At 58.6% G+C, this 17,792-nt stretch carries 8 protein-coding genes; 2 read left to right on the top strand and 6 right to left on the bottom strand.

All coding sequences use genetic code 11. The features are described from left to right. Positions 1-20: 20 nt before the first annotated feature. On the bottom strand, positions 21-1,196 hold the full coding sequence (locus CHU94_RS07125) for an FAD-dependent monooxygenase (protein WP_094479286.1): 1,176 nt from the start codon (positions 1,194-1,196) through the stop codon (positions 21-23). Positions 1,197-1,281: 85 nt separating this feature from the next. Between CHU94_RS07125 and CHU94_RS07120 the strand changes: the two genes are divergently transcribed. Continuing rightward, on the top strand, positions 1,282-2,739 hold the full coding sequence (locus CHU94_RS07120) for a sensor domain-containing diguanylate cyclase (RefSeq protein ID WP_176451946.1): 1,458 nt from the start codon (positions 1,282-1,284) through the stop codon (positions 2,737-2,739). 77 nt (positions 2,740-2,816) lie between these two features. Beyond that, positions 2,817-3,461, top strand: coding sequence for a cation transporter (locus CHU94_RS07115; protein WP_094478215.1), 645 nt, complete (start codon positions 2,817-2,819; stop codon positions 3,459-3,461). Between the two features lie 10 nt (positions 3,462-3,471). Here CHU94_RS07115 and CHU94_RS07110 read toward each other — a convergent pair whose 3' ends face one another. The 5 genes from CHU94_RS07110 to CHU94_RS07090 form a co-directional block, all read right to left on the bottom strand. Beyond that, a complete protein-coding gene (locus CHU94_RS07110; protein WP_176451945.1) occupies positions 3,472-12,195 on the bottom strand; it encodes a putative Ig domain-containing protein in 8,724 nt (2,907 codons plus the stop codon). Between the two features lie 2 nt (positions 12,196-12,197). After that, positions 12,198-13,007, bottom strand: coding sequence for a hypothetical protein (locus CHU94_RS07105; RefSeq protein ID WP_094478211.1), 810 nt, complete (start codon positions 13,005-13,007; stop codon positions 12,198-12,200). A 172-nt stretch (positions 13,008-13,179) separates the two neighbouring features. Then, a complete protein-coding gene (locus CHU94_RS07100; RefSeq protein ID WP_255033877.1) occupies positions 13,180-14,682 on the bottom strand; it encodes an HlyD family type I secretion periplasmic adaptor subunit in 1,503 nt (500 codons plus the stop codon). Further along, a complete protein-coding gene (locus CHU94_RS07095; RefSeq protein WP_094478207.1) occupies positions 14,679-16,949 on the bottom strand; it encodes a type I secretion system permease/ATPase in 2,271 nt (756 codons plus the stop codon). The genes CHU94_RS07100 and CHU94_RS07095 overlap by 4 nt, the downstream gene beginning before the upstream one ends. Before the next feature lie 110 nt (positions 16,950-17,059). Beyond that, positions 17,060-17,704: an NAD(P)-dependent oxidoreductase gene (locus CHU94_RS07090; RefSeq protein ID WP_094478205.1), complete on the bottom strand. Its 645-nt coding sequence runs from the start codon at positions 17,702-17,704 to the stop codon at positions 17,060-17,062. Positions 17,705-17,792: the final 88 nt, after the last annotated feature.

The raw sequence follows: 17,792 nt of genomic DNA, 5'->3' as shown, positions 1-17,792 counted from the left end.
GCTACCAAAATAATAGCAATTCAGGCGCGATAACCATAGAGCCACGGCACATCCAACAGCCGCGCACCCAGCAGGCGCAGCGCGGTGTCGCGCCCCACCCGCAGCGGGCCTTGCAGGTGAAAAATCTTGCCGTTGCGGATGGCGCGTGCTTGCACCCGGGCATTGCGCTGCCAGCGGCTCTGGGCGTAATGCGCCAATGCTGCAGGCACAGCCCTTGGCTGGGCCTCTAGTGAGGCCACCAGTTGCTGCGCATCTTCAATGGCCATGCCCGCGCCCTGTGCCAAGTACGGCCGCATGGGGTGGGCGGCATCCCCCAGCAGCGCTATGCGGCCTTGGGCCTGCTCGGCAGCGCCGGCCACGGGCGGGCGGTCGTACAGGGGCCACAAGCGCCAGTCGTTGATGGTGTGGATCAAGTCCAAAAGCGGCGCTTGGGCATTGGCCAGGCGCGCGCGCAGTTCAGCGGCATTGGCACTGTGGTCCCAGGACTGCGGGTCACCTTCCACATGGCCTTGCACAATGGCCACCACATTGAGCCATTCGCCACCGCGCACCGGGTATTGCACCGCATGGAAGCGAGGGCCTAGCCAGGCAGTGACTACCTGGCTGCGCAGCATGACAGGCAAGCTGTCTTGGCGCACCATGGCCCGAAAGGCGAGGTGCCCCGTGGCGCGCGGCTGCGCCTGGGGCAGCAGGTGCTGGCGCACCCGGCTCCAGAGGCCGTCTGCCCCTACCAGCAGTGGCGTTTGCCAGCGGTCCCCAGCGGCTGTTTGCAGGTGCACGCCATCGGCATCTTGCTGCACTTGGGTCAGGATGGTGGCCAGCTGCAGGTCCACCGGGTGGGTTTGCACGGCCTGCAGCAGCAGGGTGTGCAGATCGGCCCGGGCGACCGTGGCGTAGGCGGCGCCATACCGCGCCACCGCGTGTTCCCCCAGCGGCAGCACGCCCAGTGTGGCGGCGCTCAGGGCATTGCGCACCTCCAGCCGGGCCGGAAACGCAGCCACCCGGGCCAGTGCATCGCCCAGGCCCCAGCCCTGCAACACACGCACCACATTGGGCCCCAGCTGGATGCCCGCCCCCACCTCGCCAAAGGCAGCTGCCTGCTCCAGCAAGCGCACCGGCAAGCCCGCGCGTGCAGCCGCCAGCGCACCGGCCAGCCCGCCAATCCCGCCACCCACAATCACCATCGTTTTGTCCATGGGGCCATTGTCCATGCCCTGCACGGGGCCTGGCATTGACCTTGCGCAGCTACACTGCTTGTGCACACTTCTTTTGCCCCCGACCATGACTGCTGCCACCGACTTTGAACTGCTATTTGAATCCGCCCCCATCTCTTTATGGCTGGAGGACTACAGCGCACTGAAAGACCTGTTTGACACTTGGCGCGCCCAGGGGGTGAGCGACCTGGAAGCCCATTTGCGCGCCGACCCGGCCCGCGCGGCCCAGTGCTCGCAGTGCTACCAGGTGCTGCAGGTCAACCAGCAGACCCTGCGCCTGTTTGGTGCGCAGAGCCAGGACGAACTGATCGCCCGCCTGCCCGAGGTGTTTCGCGGTGACATGTTCGAGCCCATGGTGCACGAGCTGGTCCAGCTGTGGAATGGCCAGCTGGAGTTCAGCAACCAGTCGGTCAACTACGGGCTGGACGGGCGGCGCATTGACGTGCAGATCCACGTGCGCATCCTGCCCGGCCACGAGGAGCGCTGGGACCGCGTGATGGTCTCGCTGCAAGACACAACCACCCACACCCGGGCGCGCCTGCAACTGGAGCGCAGCGAGCAGCACGCGCGCAACCTGTTTGACCTGTCGCCCGTGTCGCTGTGGGTGGAGGACTTCAGTGGCGTGAAGCAGCTGATGGACGAGGTGCGCCACTCGGGGGTACAGGACTTCCGGGTGTTCCTGAGCGTGCACCCCGACTTTGTGGGCCGCTGCATGGAACAGATCCGCGTGCTGGAAGTGAACCAGCACACGCTGGACATGTTTGCCGCGACAGGCCGCGCCGATCTGCTCAGCAAGCTGGACCTGGTGTTCAAGGGCGAGATGAACGCCTCGTTCGCCGACCAGCTGCTGGACCTGTGGAACGGCAAGACCGTGCAGACCCGTGAGGTCATCAACTACTCGCTGAGCGGCGAGCTCATCAACATCCACATGCAGTTTGCCGTGATGCCCGGGCACGAGGCCCACTGGGACATGGTGCTGGTGTCGCTGGTGGACATCACCGCCCGCAAGAAGGCCGAGGCCTACCTGGAGTACCTGGGCAAACACGACGCCCTGACGCGCCTGCGCAACCGCGCCTTCTATGTGGAAGAGCTCAACCGCATCTCGCGCAAAGGGCCCTGGCCGCTGGCCATTGTGGCCATGGACCTGAATGGCCTGAAGGCGGTGAACGACGCCCAGGGCCACGCTGCGGGCGACGCCCTGCTGCGCCGCGCGGGCGAAGTGCTGGCCAAGGCCGCTGGCGACCAGCAGCCCCTGTGTATGGCGCGTGTTGGCGGCGACGAGTTTGTGGCGCTGATGCCCGGCTGCGACGAGCGCGCCGCGCAAGGCCTGCGCGAACGCATCGAATCCATCCTGGACCTGAACAACCAGTTCTACCCCGGCCAAAAACTCAGCCTGGCCATCGGCACCGCCGCCTGCCACAGCGCGGCCGAGGTGGAATCCGCCATCCATGCGGCCGACCAGGCCATGTTTGAGGCCAAGACCCGCTACTACGAAGACGCCCAGCTGGAACGCCGCCGCGGCTGAAACACCCTCTGGGCGACAGGGGTTTGACTCTGTAGCGGCTTCAGGGTTTCCAATGCAGGCATCAACCAGGAAACACCATGAGCCAACACTGCTGCGAACACGACACCCCGGCCGCCCACACCCTGCAAAACCCCGCGCGCTACCGCCGCATTTTGTGGATTGCGCTACTCATCAACGCCGCCATGTTTGGCGTGGAAGTGCTGGCCGGCTGGCGCTCCGGATCCCTGTCTCTGTTGGCCGACGCGATTGACTTTGCGGGTGATGCGCTGAACTACGGCGTCTCGCTGGCCGTGCTGTCGGCCGCATTGGCATGGCGTGCGCGCGCGGCGCTGCTCAAGTCGGTCAGCATGATGGGCTTTGGCCTGCTGGTGCTGGGCCGTGCGGCCTGGAGCCTGTGGCAAGGCAGCGTGCCCGATGCCACCACCATGGGTGTGGTGGGCTTTATAGCCCTGGCCGCCAACATTGCCGTGGCCTGGATGCTCTACGCCTTCCGCGAAGGCGACGCCAACATGCGCAGCGTCTGGCTGTGCTCGCGCAACGACGCCATCGGCAACATCGCCGTGATGCTGGCCGCCCTGGGCGTACTCGGCACCGGCAGCAGCTGGCCCGACCTCTTGGTAGCAGTCGGCATGGCCGCGCTGGCGCTGCAAGGCGGCTGGCAGGTGTGGCGGCAAGCGCGGGGGGAGCTGGCGCAGGCCAACCACCCCGGGCACGCGCATTGACGTACCGACCTCACTGCCAATTGGCCGCGATCACTGGAGACAGCGAATTCGCATAGTTGACTGGCAGCGTAGTTTGACCTGCTGTGGGTGGCGAGAACGCTGCCATCGCACTCACCAAGTTCTGCACCTGGCTGTCCAGCAGAGTCTTGCCATCGCTGGTCTTGAACTGCTCCACGTGGTGCTGGTTGCCCAAGTACCAATTGGTCAGGGTCACCCTATCACTCGTTCCGATGATCTGAACTTCCAAGTCATTCGACAACTTGCGGAACCACAGTTGGTCTGAGGCGATGCCGGACATAAAGCTCAACACGTCCGTGTTGCCAGCGGTGGCGTCGTCCTCGTAGACGGTCTCGCTGCCATAACCCAAGCCAACAATATACGTATCGTTGCCCGTACCTCCATAGAGATAGTCTCGGTGTGCACCGCCATCCAGAACATCGTCTCCTGCCCCGGCAGTGAGCGTATTGAGGCCCCAATTTCCACGGAGGATGTTGTTGAGTTCATTGCCGGTTCCGTTCATCGTCCCATTGCCCGTCATGGTGAGGTTCTCCACATTGGCTGACAAGGTAAATGTCGCGGTCGTAATGACGGTATCAATGCCCTCATTCAAGGACTCCTGCACGACATCAGTGGTCAGATTCACATAGTAGGTGTCGTTGCCAGTTCCACCCAGCATGGTGTCCGAACCGTTGCCACCGTCCAGAATGTCGTTCCCGGCATCACCAACCAAGGTGTTGTTAGCCCCATTCCCCAGCAAAGAGTTGTCTTCTGCATTGCCGGTGGCGTTAGAGGCCAAAGTTCCGGTGAGTGTGAGGTTTTCAACATTCGCGCCCAAGGTCCAAGACAGATCGGTACGCACAGTGTCAATACCTTCATTGGCCCACTCAACGGTCTGGTCATCTGCGTTGTCTACGATGTAAATATCGTTTCCAAGCCCTCCCAGCAGGCTGTCTGCCCCGGCACTTCCGTCCAAAGTATCGTTCCCGAGTCCACCCGACAACATGTTGCTCGCAGCATTGCCACGCATCACGTTACCCAGATCGTTCCCGGTGCCATTGATCGCTGCTGTGCCACCCAGCGTGAGGTTCTCCAGTTCACCCCCCAGGGAATAACTGATGGTTGAAATCACCGTATCCGATCCCTCCCCAGCAGACTCCAACACCACATCTCCCGTGTTATCCACATAGAACGAGTCGTTGCCAAGACCACCACTCATGGTGTCAGCACCACCCGCGCCATACAGGGAGTCATTTCCGAGACCTCCGACCAGGATATTGGCACCCGCATTTCCAGTGATGAAGTTGTCCAACTCATTGCCAGTACCATTCAGCGCGGCTGAACCCAGAAGCACCATGTTTTCTATATTTGCGCCTAGAGTCAGGCTGATAACAGAAGACGAGACAATGTCAGTGCCTTCATTCTGGTTTTCAATCACGATGTCGGTTGCAACATCTACTCTGTAGGTATCGTTCCCAGCTCCGCCGATCAGAACGTCAGAGCCGGCGCCACCATTTAGGCTGTTATTTGCAGAATTTCCAACCAGGGTGTTGTTGCCAGCATTGCCGGTGCCGTTGATCGCCGCGGTTCCAGTCAAGGTGAGGTCTTCGAGGTTGGCACCCAAGGTGTAGCTCACTGCGCTCTCTACGCGGTCATGTCCTTCGTTGGCGGCCTCCATCACTCCATCCAGTGCATTGTCGACAACGTACACGTCATTGCCTTCGCCACCGCTCATGGTGTCGGCCCCCTGGCCTCCATCAATGTGGTCGCTACCAGAGCCACCGAACAGGGATTCGTCGGCAGTAGTGCCCGTCACCTGCAGTCCTGCAGTTTCGTTCACGGTCAGTGCAAAGGTCTGGCTGCTTGTTGCGCCCGATGTGTCAGTGACTGTGACTTGCAAAGACAACACTCCGGTATCTTTGAATTGGGGCGTGCCCAGGAGCGTTCTGGTCAGCGCATCGAAGCTAAGCCAGCTTGGCAAAGGGTCACCGTTGGCCAAGCTTAGACTCCACTGCAGACTGTCTCCCACATCGATGTCAGCAAAGAGATTCTCATCGATCTGCAGACTTAGGGCTTCGGCTTGCTGGCATACAAGATCGGCAGCCACCATGGCAACGACAGGTGCATCATTGGCGTTGACAACGGTCATATTGAAAGACGTCGTGACCGATTCCCCAAATCGATCGATCGCGGTAACGCTCAACTCCAACGCGCCTACATCATCATTGCCAGGCGTTCCGCTAAAGATGCCGGTTTCCGTATCGAAGCTCAGCCAGTCTGGCAAAGGTTCCCCGTTGGCCTGGATAGCGTCGTATGACAGCGTGTCACCATCGTCAGGATCCACGAAAGCAAGGCCCGCCACACTGAAACTGAACAGCTGCCCTTGCGCAACCCCTTGTTCCTCTACGGGGTCGCTCAAAGTAGGCGCACGGTTCAATACCTTGGGCGGAGCCAAGGCAATCAGGTCCGTGAGATTCACAACCGATCCGTTGGCGAATTCAAAATGTTGCACTGCACTGTTGAGCGGATCGGAGACACCAGGGATCAAAATGCGAACTCCCTGATCCTGCCCCCATTGCAAATCCAGCGTGATGTGCAGCTTGCCATTGATGGGAGAAATGGCTTCACTCCACGAGAACTGAATGTCTGCCAAAGATAGACCAGGGCCAAAATGCACGCGAGGGGTCTGCAGTGCATCTGCGTCAATGTAAGGCTGCAAAGCAGCAAACTCTGTGGCGCCCAACACCAATCCGGGCGTGGAGTGGTTGTTGTAATAGGCACTGGCAGACATACTGGCCAATGCGTCCATGTTGTAGAGTTTTGGCAAGAACGGCAAGGCTTCCACTTGGGACACTGAGAGATAGCCCAGCCCCACGGCGTCGTCAAATGTGGTCCAGCTCACGGAGGCATTGAAATCACTTCGGGCCTCATCAATCGAATTGAAGTAACCACGATAGCCCTCCAGAAGAGATACACGGAGCATGCCAGCATACTGGTACCGCTCTGCCCAGTTGGTGATGCCTTCGCTGGCATAGATGGTGTCTAGCACGGCCCCGTCGTTATGGTTGCTGCTGGCAATCAGGTCCATACCCGCATTGTTGGGGTCTACATATATTGAGCTGTCAGTTTTTCCAATCACTGTGTTGTGGCCATCGCCCACAACCATATATTGGCCATATTCAAGCCGTTGGTCACCCGTTCCAGCCACCAAGGTGTGCCCAGATGACAGCGTTGAATTTCCGACACCACCGTATACAAATCCACCACCATATACAGTGCTATCCCCAACCGTGAGTTCGATATCGGCTGTTCGGTCCGCATAAATCAGATACGTGCCGTTGGGCACAAACGTTTGGCCCAGGTTGTAACTGTCAATGTAATGCTGGTAGTCGATTGGAATGAAGGTTGGCAAGGGGCCATTGAGGTATTGCCCAGCTGGCGCAATCAGGGACTCCTCGCCAAGAATGCCTTGGTACTCCACTCGCACGGTGCTGTCCTTTGCATATGTTTGTCGGTACTCCGTTGGTTCGGTCCCTGGGCCTGGTGCCCACCAGTAGTCACCGGTTTCATACCAGTCGCGACCAAACGTGTAGACCTGGCCCTGCGTCCATTGCGTGGTAGCCCAGGTGGTGTACTCACTCAACACCTGTGAACGACTATTTATGGCGTTGCCATCCATATTCCACGTTTGATTGAACTCACTAAAGTTGACCGTCAGTGCAGTTCCCGACTTCTCCGAATATTCCCAACTTGACGTGTCCCATACGTTCGTCACCTGTTCAGTCGAAGTGGTAGTCGAATACTGCCCAGTGTTCAAGTCCAGGTGAACAATTTTTCTGTCGTAGGTTATGTTGTCCACATGATTGGACACACTGGAGCCTTTATATGAACTGGTCCATTTCCAACTGCCATCCGCTTGCAAAGTCATACCTTGTGCATAGGCACTTGCGCCAACCACTGACCTCGCGTACAGCTTGTAATCCTGCCGAAGACCACTGATCAACCCGTCCCAGCTAGGCTTGGAAGACGCCAGCAATGCATCCACAGTCATTGTGTTCTGTGCATTGTCTGTAATCAAATAATTGGGCTGAGACTGATTGAAGTAGCCTTCAATCCGCATGCTGGTTGCAGTCCCTCGCACACTCACCAGCAGATCATTTTGCAGACGCGAAGCCTGCAGATTGTCAAAACCCAAGCCCGAGTCATCGAGCCGGATGACTGATCCTTCGGAGGAGTCGTCTTGCACCGTCGCCCGCCCCGTACTGCGGCCCAGCACATAGGTGTCCAGTCCAGCGCCGCCCCTCAAAACATCGCGACCTTCGTCAGCAAACAGCACATCATTGCCAGCGCCACCGTCCACAACGTCATTGCCAGCACCGCCGTGCAGCTGGTCATCACCAAAACTGCCAACCAAGGTATCGGCCCCCTCGCCACCCAGCAAGGTGGCGTTCTCATGGTTCGCGGTGAGTCGATCGTTGCCAGATCCGCCGGCAAGCCTTTGGTGGGCACGAGTTGTAGTTAGCTCTACCTCGTCCAACAGGTTGCCTTTCAGCCATTCCTCCATCGCGAGCCCATCTATGCTGGCTACGCTACCCGTCAGCGCATTTACCACTCGCAGCACACCGCTTGCACCATAGTCAAACAACAAGTCGGCCCCCTCTGCATGCACACGTTCAGCTGCTCCGTCAGCCAGTTTGAGGGTATTGGTGCCTTTTTCATCCACAACTGTGTCACCCGCACCCGCTACTAAAGTGTCATCGCCCTCGCCGCCATCCAAGTAGTCGCTCCCGGCATCGCCATACAGCGTATCGTTCCCTGCACCGCCATAGATGGTGTCATTGCCGCCATCGCCCCACAAGCTGTCGTTCCCTGCACCGCCGTCTATGAAGTCATCACCGTGGTATTGCGCTTCCAAGTAACCAACATCGTTTGAGTTACGCAGAGAACTGTCACCCGTGATGCGATCATCCCCGGCACCGCCCAGCAAGGTGTCGGCACCACCATCACCGGTGATGTCGTCATTGCCATCCCCACCATCGATAGAGTCCGCCCCGTGAAACTGACCGCCTACCCTGGTAGCAAGCGCGTCACCCCACAAGGTGTCGTTTCCATCGCCACCATAAATGGAGTCATTGCCGCCATCGCCTTGGATGAGGTCATCACCATCTTCTCCATCCAAATAGTCATTGCCGTGCGACGCACCTGCCAACATATTGGTCGAGTTGTCGCCATATAGCGCATCGTCACCCGCTCCGCCAAACAAGGTGTCGTCTTTGCCACCGCCAACCAGGGTGTCATTGCCAGCTTCTCCATCCAGGTAATCAGCACCGCTGTAATGGGCATCATCTGTAGTGCCATCGCCATACAGCGCGTCGTCACCCGCTCCGCCATACAAGGTGTCGTCCTTGCCCCCCCCAATCAGGGTATCTTTTCCATCCTCCCCATCCAGGTAGTCAGCGCCATCGTTTTGGGGGTCGTACCACGCATCGCCACGCAGGGTGTCGTCACCAGCACCGCCATACAAAATGTCATCTTTTGCGCCCCCCTCCAACTGGTCATTGCCATCCTCACCATCCAAATAGTCGTTGCCGCTGTACTGGACATCGACCGTACCGTCCCCCGTCAGGGTATCTGCTCCAGATCCGCCATACAGCACGTCATCGCGGCCACCGCCTATGAGCAGGTCACTGCCTTCACCGCCGTCCAAGAAGTCGTTGCCATGTTTGTCTTCTGAAACACCGGCCTCATCTCCATACAGCTTGTCATCACCAGTCCCACCCTCCACAACGTCGCTGCCCGCTGCGGCATACAGTAGGTCATCCCCTGCGCCGCCCTGAATACGGTCATCTCCTGCGCCGGTGCGTACATAGTCTCTGCCGTCACCCGCATCCACCACGTCGGACGCAACATCCAGCCCGACGTCATAGTAGACAGAGGTACCACGAACCCCATTGAGCTCATATGTGCCCCATGTGCCCCCATCGGCAAATACGGTGGCGCCTGCAGGCAGTGACCATTGGCCGTTCCATTGCTGCGGCCTCTGCCATTCATCCGGCGTCCCTACTGGCTGCACATAGGTGTGCTGCCGCAGGGCAGTGCCATCCCAGTTGCGGAAGTACGCATCACTGAATATGGTGTCATCCCCCGCCCCCCCCTTGATGTTGTCGGCACCCATGCCCCCAGCAATGAGATCATTGCCATCCCCACCGTCGATTTGGTCATTGCCGGCCAATCCCTCCAACGCGTCGTTGCCTCCTAGGCCCAGCATCTTGTCATTGCCTGCACTGCCGAGGATCACGTCGCCGTACCCGGCCTCTTCTACGCCGTTGACCAAAGTTCCGTCAGCCGCCCAGCTGGTACCGCTCCAGTCGTAGTAGGCAGAGGTGCTGTGTGTTGTGTTGATGGCTCCGTGTTGGTCGCCTCGGAACGTCTTGACAACCTCACCCGCATCTTTCAACTGGATTTCCCAGGCGTTGCTGGTCACGGTCCCTTGCGCACCCGCATAGGTGGCGCTGAGTTGCAGGCTGGCGTCTGCGGTGATTTCGCCTTGTTGCACCAAAGCGATGGAAACCTGTGCCTGGCCTTCCGCCAACGTGATCACAGCTCCGTTGGCGTCTACCACGCTGTCGCCCAGGATGGCTTTGAACTTATCGGCCTGTGCGGACAGCTCCAGGGTAATGGTTTCACCAGCTTTACCTGGCTGGTTCAAATAGAACGTGAAGGTCTTGGCGGTTCCCTCAATCAGACTTGATGCTTGGCCCGCAAGGCTATCCAACGTAAAGCTGGAGTCGCTCCAGACGTTGCTGCTGGTGCTTTCTTTTACGGCGATTTTCTTATCCGGATTGAGCTTGATGCCTAAATAACCGGTGCTCCCTGGGGCGGTGCTGGTAGCCTGAGCGAGGTCAAAGTGGTTGATGGTGATGCTGTTGGCGCTGTCGCCTTCTTTGGTGATCAGGAGTTGTTTGCCGGTGGCTGAGAGCTGGTTGTCTACCACCCGGTAGGTGATGACGTCTGCATTGGCCAGGGTTTGCTTCCACGTGTTGGCCACCCCTGCACCTTTGCCTCCGCTCAGGGTGATGCCGGCTAGCTGGAGTTGCCCCAGGCCGTCGCTGTCGATGAGAGTGTCTTTGCCCCAAGTGCCGCTGAATTGGTAGGTGTCGGCGTCACTGCCGCCCATCAGCATGTCGTTACCTGCCCCGCCTTGCAGGATGTCTGCTCCCTGGTTGCCCACCAGCAAGTCGGCAGCGGCTCCACCGGTCAAGGTGTCTGTGCCTTTGGCGCCCAGCATGAAGGCGCCACGGTTCAAGTCATCCGCAGCGGTCAGACCGTTAGAGCCTGCTTGCACATACCAGTCACGCATATGGGGCAGCATGGATTGAATGAGCTGGCGCTCTGTATCGGTGAAGGTGCTTTGCTTCAGGTAGTCGGAAAAGTACTTGTAGCCCGCTATTTGGTATTTACCGTTTTCGATCTTTTGCAGGTCTATTTTTTTGTTCGCAACGATGGCGATTTTTGCGTCCTTCGATACATCGGCCATGTCAAAGCGCACGCCGCCGGTCACATTGCTGAAGAGCGTTTTATTCGAGTCAACAGCGTTGGAAGAACCTTCGTAATAGAACTGCATGGCAAAGGCCATCAGGGTTTTGCTGAGCTTGTTATGCGAGCTGTTTTGCACACCATTGTCATTGAGCGTTAATCCACCCTCCTTGGCTAGTTTCCACAAGTCAGCTGTGAAGCGGGTCACCATGGCGTCGGCAGCAAATGAGCCTTGCACGCCGGCTTCGTGGCGAACCAGACGGTCCAGAAAATTTTCAGTCGTCGATAAGGGGTCAGTCTCCGCAGCGAACAGCTTGTCTTTGAAGATCAGCTCCAGCAGGCCTGTGAGTTTCTTGCTAACTTCGTTCAAGGTTTGTGTAGGTGCACCATTCGCCGTTGCGCTCTTTTGACTTTGAAGGAAAGCTGTGAGCAAGGCTTGGGAGTGCAAATCAAGACTGGTACCGCCGGGACCGTGGTCCCATAGCGTTTGCTTTACCAACTCTGGTGCGACGCCAATGGGCTTGTAGGTGGCAAGCCCGCCGTCCAAAAACTCGCCTTCCACGCGTAGCGTGGTGATGTTCTCAGCGCGGGGGATGGACTCTACTTGGCCCGTACTGGCCAAGCGCAACTGCAAGTATTGGCTGAGTTTGGCCATCGCTGCGGCATATGCGGCTGCCCCATCACCCACACCAGAGGTGGCGGGCAAGAGTTTCTTCAAAATGGTGGCGTTGTCGCCATTGGGCCAGTCCAACGCTGATTGCGCAAACGGGGCCTGATCAAAGGTAGTGGAGGGTACGTCAAAGAACACGGCAATCAAGGCCGCCAGACCACCACCCAGGCTATGGCCGGTCAATGTGATAGTGGCTGTCGGGTTAGCTGCTCTGACATCGAGGTAGTACTGCGCGGCTTGCAGCAATTGTTCGCTCCACTTGCCATTGGCCAATGCGGTATTGGTTTTGCCATCTGGATCTGACAGCAAATTGGCGTGATACGGATCGGTGCCAGCGAAGGAGATGATGATTTCGGAGCTTGTTTTTAATGTCGATCCTTCACCTACAAAGGCTACAGCCTCAAATCCGCTGTCCTGCGTTTCATGCTTTAAAGATGCCCAATCGACTGGAGTAGGAAGTCGATTTTTCTCATTACGGGTCGATTCGTATGCGGCACCAGCCATCAAGGCCAACTCAATATTGGTCGCCATTTTCATTTACCTTTAAAAAGTTGCCCGCAAGGGCACGTTTCTTGATTGAAATTCTTTCGATCACAAACTTTCAAGCAGGCTGCCAAATCTCTTTCTTCACTAAACCAGTCCGCGCTCAACCACGTACCCCTGCCATTTGAGAACTCAACTCGGCAATGACGCCCTATCTCAGTTAATGGCGTCCTCAAAATGCTCTTGTATTCCTGCTGCTGACTCTGACTTTTATTGAGGCCGAGCACCACGTCAGCGCTGACGAAGTTCGTTCCAAGTCGCTGCACAGTCTTGTCGGGTGAGGAAATAATGACATTGGGTGTATGAAGCTCAGGCGGCAACTCCGTCAATGGAATCTGGCTCCAGGATTTTTCGGCGTATTTAAAAACCACATAGGGCGGGTTAGGCCGCCCCCACTTGTTGTAGGCCTGGCACCCTACTGGCGCCGCCACTACAAAGGCGGATTTCCCCACAACATCCAACAACAAGGGCATGAAGTCGAACCGGCCAATGTCTTGGCTGAATTGGGTTTTCCATTCGACCGTCTCTTGGGATGACGGCAAAGTAAAGCGTAACCCTTGTTCTTTGCCCGGAGACGGCTGACCAGCCTCATTTCCGCCAAAACCGCGCTCCAGATAACGCTCCACAATGAGCTTCTGTCCATCATGCAACAGCACTTCTTCTTGCCATGTATCTCCACCAGTACCACTAGCGCCAACCGCACCGATGCAGGCACTCAGGCCCATAACCAATCCAATGGCAAGCAGTGTGCGGCGGGCGGTGGTTTGCATCAGGCTGCGAAGGGTGGCTGGTTTATGCATGGAGGGCTCCTTGGTGTGATCGGTTGTAGGTGGTGCAATGGGAGGTGAAAACGCAACCATGGTGTGTGGGGTAGAAATCAAGCCAAATTGGCCTCCAACCCTCTTAAAATATGCGCAGACAGCTACTAATTTCATAGTAAACCTCCTCTGAATATTTGTTTCATGGTGAATCTCACCGCTCCCTTAAACTCTCAGAGCCCATCTTCTGTACCGGACTCAACAGAAACTCAATAATCCGCCGCTTCCCCGTCTTAATCTCCGCCGTGATGTTCATCCCCGGACTGATAGGTATCTGCTTGCCATCAATCAGCATGTCCTTCTTCTCCAGCGTCAGGATGGCCGGGTAAAAGCTCCCCCGCTTCTCGTCAGTCACCGCATCGGCTGACACGTTGTCCACGGTCGCCTTGACCGTGCCGTACTTGGTAAAGCTAAAGGTCTCCAGCTTGATCTCTGCGTCCTGCCCTGCATTCACAAACCCGATGTCTTGGTTGGCGATGGAGACTTCAGCCGTTACCTGCTTGGAATCGGGCACTACCACCATCAGGGCCTGGGCACTGGTGACGACGCCACCCACAGAGTGGATGGCCAGTTGCTGGATGACGCCAGAGACCGGGGCTCTGAGCTGGGTCTGGTTTTGCCGCTGGTCGGCCTTGGAGTTGTCCGCACTGAGCTGGATACGTTTGGTACTGGCCTGGGCGTAGCGGTCCGCCAGTTGGCGCTGGGTTTCTGCGCGGTAGGCGGCTTTGGTTTGTTCGGTCTCTGCGGCTGTTGCTTGTGCTTCGCTCAGGCGGGCTCTTTGGGTAGCCAGGTCCCGCTCCAGCTCCACCCGCTCCCTGGTCTTGTCTTGGGTGGCGTGGCTAGAGATAAAGCCTTGGTCCACCAGCCGGGTGAAGTCCGCCTCCCGGCTTTGGGCCATGGGGACGGTGGCTTCCAGCTTGGCAATGCTGGCTTTGACGGTGGCGATCTCGGCCTGGCGGCGGTTGCTCTCAGCATCGAGCTTTGCGAGTTTGGCGCTGATGTCTTGCCATTCGGCTTGGAGTTGGGCCTTCAACTGGAGTTTGGTGCTCATATCACCCTCTAGCCCGCTTATTACTTGCGCGAGCAGCTTCTCTTTTGATAGCAGTTGCAGCAAGGCTTGGGTGCGCTGTTCTTCGCTGTGGGCAGCTTTGAGTTGCTCTTGCACACTGGTTTTGTCGGCCGTGGCCATGGTGGGGTCTAGCTCTACCAGCACTTGGCCGGCGTGCACCTTGTCGCCGTCTTTGACCAGGACGGCTTTGACGACACTGGCTTCCAGGGGTTGGATGACCTTGGTGCGGTCGCTGACGATGATGCGGCCAGGTGCCGTGGCCACGATGTCCACCTCCCCAAAGATGGACCAGACCAGGGCCAGCACAAACAGAACCATCAAGCCCCAGGCCAACCGGCGTGGTGCGGGATGCACCGGGGTTTCTTGCAGACTGAGGGCTGCAGGAAGAAACGCCACTTCATCAGCCATGCGAGCGGGGCCTGCCAGTTCTTTGCGGTGGGCCCAGGCGGCTGCAAAGATGGCTTGGTAGCGGGCCAGCAGTTCCAGCGTGGGGTGACGGGGCTTTGCTTCTTCAGCGCTGGAAAGCGCTTGAGACAAGGCTTGAGGCCTGGCTTGATCCATGGCCTGAGGTATGGCACTGGTGCTCATGCGCGCACCCCTTGCGGTTTGCTGCTGGGCGGCTCGTCACTCTCTACCTTTACCCCATCCTGCATCGCCCAGAGGTGGGCATACAGCCCCTTGGGTTTCTGGATCAGGGCTTCGTGCGGGCCAGCTTCCACGATGTTGCCCTTCTCCATCACGATGATGCGGTGGGCGTTGCGCACGGCCGAGAGGCGGTGGGCAATGATGAGCACGGTTCTGCCCTGGCAGATGTACTGCATGTTCTTCTGGATGATGGCTTCACTCTCGTAGTCCAATGCGCTGGTGGCTTCGTCCAGGATCAGGATGCGGGGGTTGGTGAAGAGGGCCCGGGCAATGGCGACGCGTTGGCGTTGGCCACCGGACAAGCTGCCACCTTGTTCACCGACTACGGTGTCATAACCCTCGGGCAGTTCGCTGATGAAGTCGTGGGCACCGGCCAGTTGGGCCACCCGTATCACCGCTTCAATGGGAGCGGCCGGGTCGGCAATGGCGATGTTTTCGCGGATGGAGCGGTTGAAGAGCAGGTTTTCTTGAAGGACTACGCCTACTTGGCGGCGGAGCTGGGCGGCGTCGATGAGGCTGATGTCGATGCCGTCTACCAGCAATCTTCCACCTTCAGGGCTGTAGAGGCGCTGCACCAGTTTGGTCAGGGTGCTTTTACCGGAGCCGGAGCGGCCCACAATGCCTATGACTTCACCGGGGCGCACATCCAAACTCACGCTATTCAAGACCGGGGTGGCCTCGGGGCGGTAGCGGAAGACGACTTTGTCCAGGGTGATGCGGCCCTTTAATGCAGGTAGCTGGGCTGTGCTGCTGGGAGGGACTTCGGTGCGGGTGTTAAGGATGTCGCCCAGTCGGGCGACTGAGATTCCTGTCTGTTGGAAATCCGTCCAGAGCTGGGCCATGCGCATGATGGGTTGGGAGACTCGGCCTGCGAACATGTTGAAGGCCACAAACTGGCCCACGGTGAGTTCGTTGTTCATCACAAGGTGGGCACCAAACCACAGAGTTGCGGCATTGACCAGCTTGCCAATCAGGTTGACACCCTCATGGGCGACGCTGGCCAGGTTCTGGGTTTTGAAGGAGGCGGAGACGTAGGAGGCGAGCTGGGTGTCCCAGCGCTTGGCGAAGCTGGGCTCCAGGGCGGTGGCCTTGACGGTCTGGATGCCGGTGACGGTTTCCACCAGCATGGATTGGTTTTCTGCACCGCGGGCGAACTTGACGTCCAGGCGGGCACGCAGGATTGGGACTACCGCCAAGGAGAGGCCAAAGTACAGCGGCAGGCTGACCAGGACGATCAGGGTCAGCGGCACGCTGTAGAACAGCATGACGGCGATGAAGACGACCGAGAAGACAACGTCCAGCAAGACGGTCATGGCATTGCCGGTGAGGAAGGATCGGATGTTCTCTAGTTCGCGCACGCGGGCAATGGAGTCCCCCACCCGGCGGGCCTGGAAGTAGGACAGGGGGAGCTGGATCAGGTGGCGAAACAGCCTGGCACCCAGTTCCACGTCAATGCGGCTGGTGGTGTGGCTGAAGACGTAGGCGCGCAAGGCATTGAGAACCGACTCGAACACCACCACGATGACCAGGCCAATGACCAGAACGTCCAGAGTGGTCATACCTTTATGTACCAGGACCTTGTCCATCACCACTTGGAAGAACAAGGGGGAGACCAGGGCGAAGAGCTGCAGCATGAAGCTGATCAAGAGCACTTCGCCCAAGAGTTTTCGGTACTTGACCAAGCTGGGGATGAACCAGGTGAAGTCGAACTTGGCCAAAGCACCTGCCAAGGAAGCCCGGCTGGTGACGAGGATCAGCTCTCCGGTCCACTGGGTGGCGAAGACTTCGGTGGATTCGATGGTGGGACCTGCTGCGGCGCCGGGAGCAGACGCCTTTGCAAGATCCTGAAAGAGGACCCGCTTGCCATCGCTCTGCGCCAGGATGACAACGCGCAAGGAGCCGTCGTCGGTGTGTATCAGGGCCAAGGCTGGCAATGGAACCAGGCCCAGGCGGTCTATTGAGGAGCGGCTGAGTTTGGCTTTAAGGCCCAGGTGTTTGGCGGCGCCCAGTAGATCAGCGGTGGTGACTGAGTCCGTGCTGGCAATGCCCATCTGGTGCGCCAGGGTGGCAGGGTCGGCGGAGATTTGGTGGAAACGGGCGATGGCGCACAGGGCGGCAAGGGCTGTGTTGCTGGGTGCTGCAACAGCACCCGCGGCTTGGCTCTCCGACTGGCTGGCCGCTGGTTCTTGCGGCTCTTGAGTTTCAGACACTGACTCACCTCAAAAGATGGCTCCCATCAATTGAGGGGCGGTTGAAATTGCACCGCAATCTAACCTGTGTCTGTTGCCTTGCCCATCCCCCAAACGGGTGAAATTGCAAATTAGTTCGCCACCGTAAACCGCTTCTGGATGTGCTGGGGCTTCTCGATCTCATCGATGATGGCCACGGCCATGTCTTGCACCGAAATGCTGCCGGGTGCACCGCCTTCGGCCCACAGGGGGGCGTCGGCGCCCACGCGGTACTGGCCGGTGCGCACGCCGGGGTTCAGCAGGATGGCGGGGGACAGGAAGGTCCAGTCCAACGTGGTTTCCTTCTGGATCAGATTCAGGGCGTCGCGCGCGGCGGCGGCTGCCACCTTGTATTCGGCGGGGAACTCGGGGGTGTCTACCAGCTGCACGCCGGGCGCTACAAACAGGCTGCCGGCGCCACCCACCATCAAGAAGCGCTTGACGCCTGACTGCTTGACGCCGGCAAAGATGGCGTGGGTGGCTTGCAAGAAGATTTCGCCAATCTTGGGTTCGGTCCAACCGGGGTTGTAGGCGCTGACGACGGCGTCGTGGCCGGCGGCGGCCTTGGCCACTTGGGCAGCGTCCAGCGCATCGGCCTGCACCACGGTCAGGCCGGGCTGGGCCGCCAGCTTGCCGGGGTTGCGGGCCAGCACGGTGACCTGGTGGCCGCGGGCCAAAAACTCGGCCAACAAGGGGGTACCGACAAAACCGGTGGCGCCAATGAGTGCGATTTTCATAAAAACTCCTGTGTCTGTGGTGCAAAAGAAGAAGCCGCTAGTGTGATTACTTCACCAAACTCTGAATAGACGGTAAATTTCACTTTGA

This window comes from Rhodoferax sp. TH121 (assembly GCF_002251855.1).
Lineage (GTDB): Bacteria > Pseudomonadota > Gammaproteobacteria > Burkholderiales > Burkholderiaceae_C > Allorhodoferax.
The sequence above is the reverse complement of the archived record's forward strand: the minus strand, read 5'-3'. Positions and strand labels throughout refer to the sequence as shown.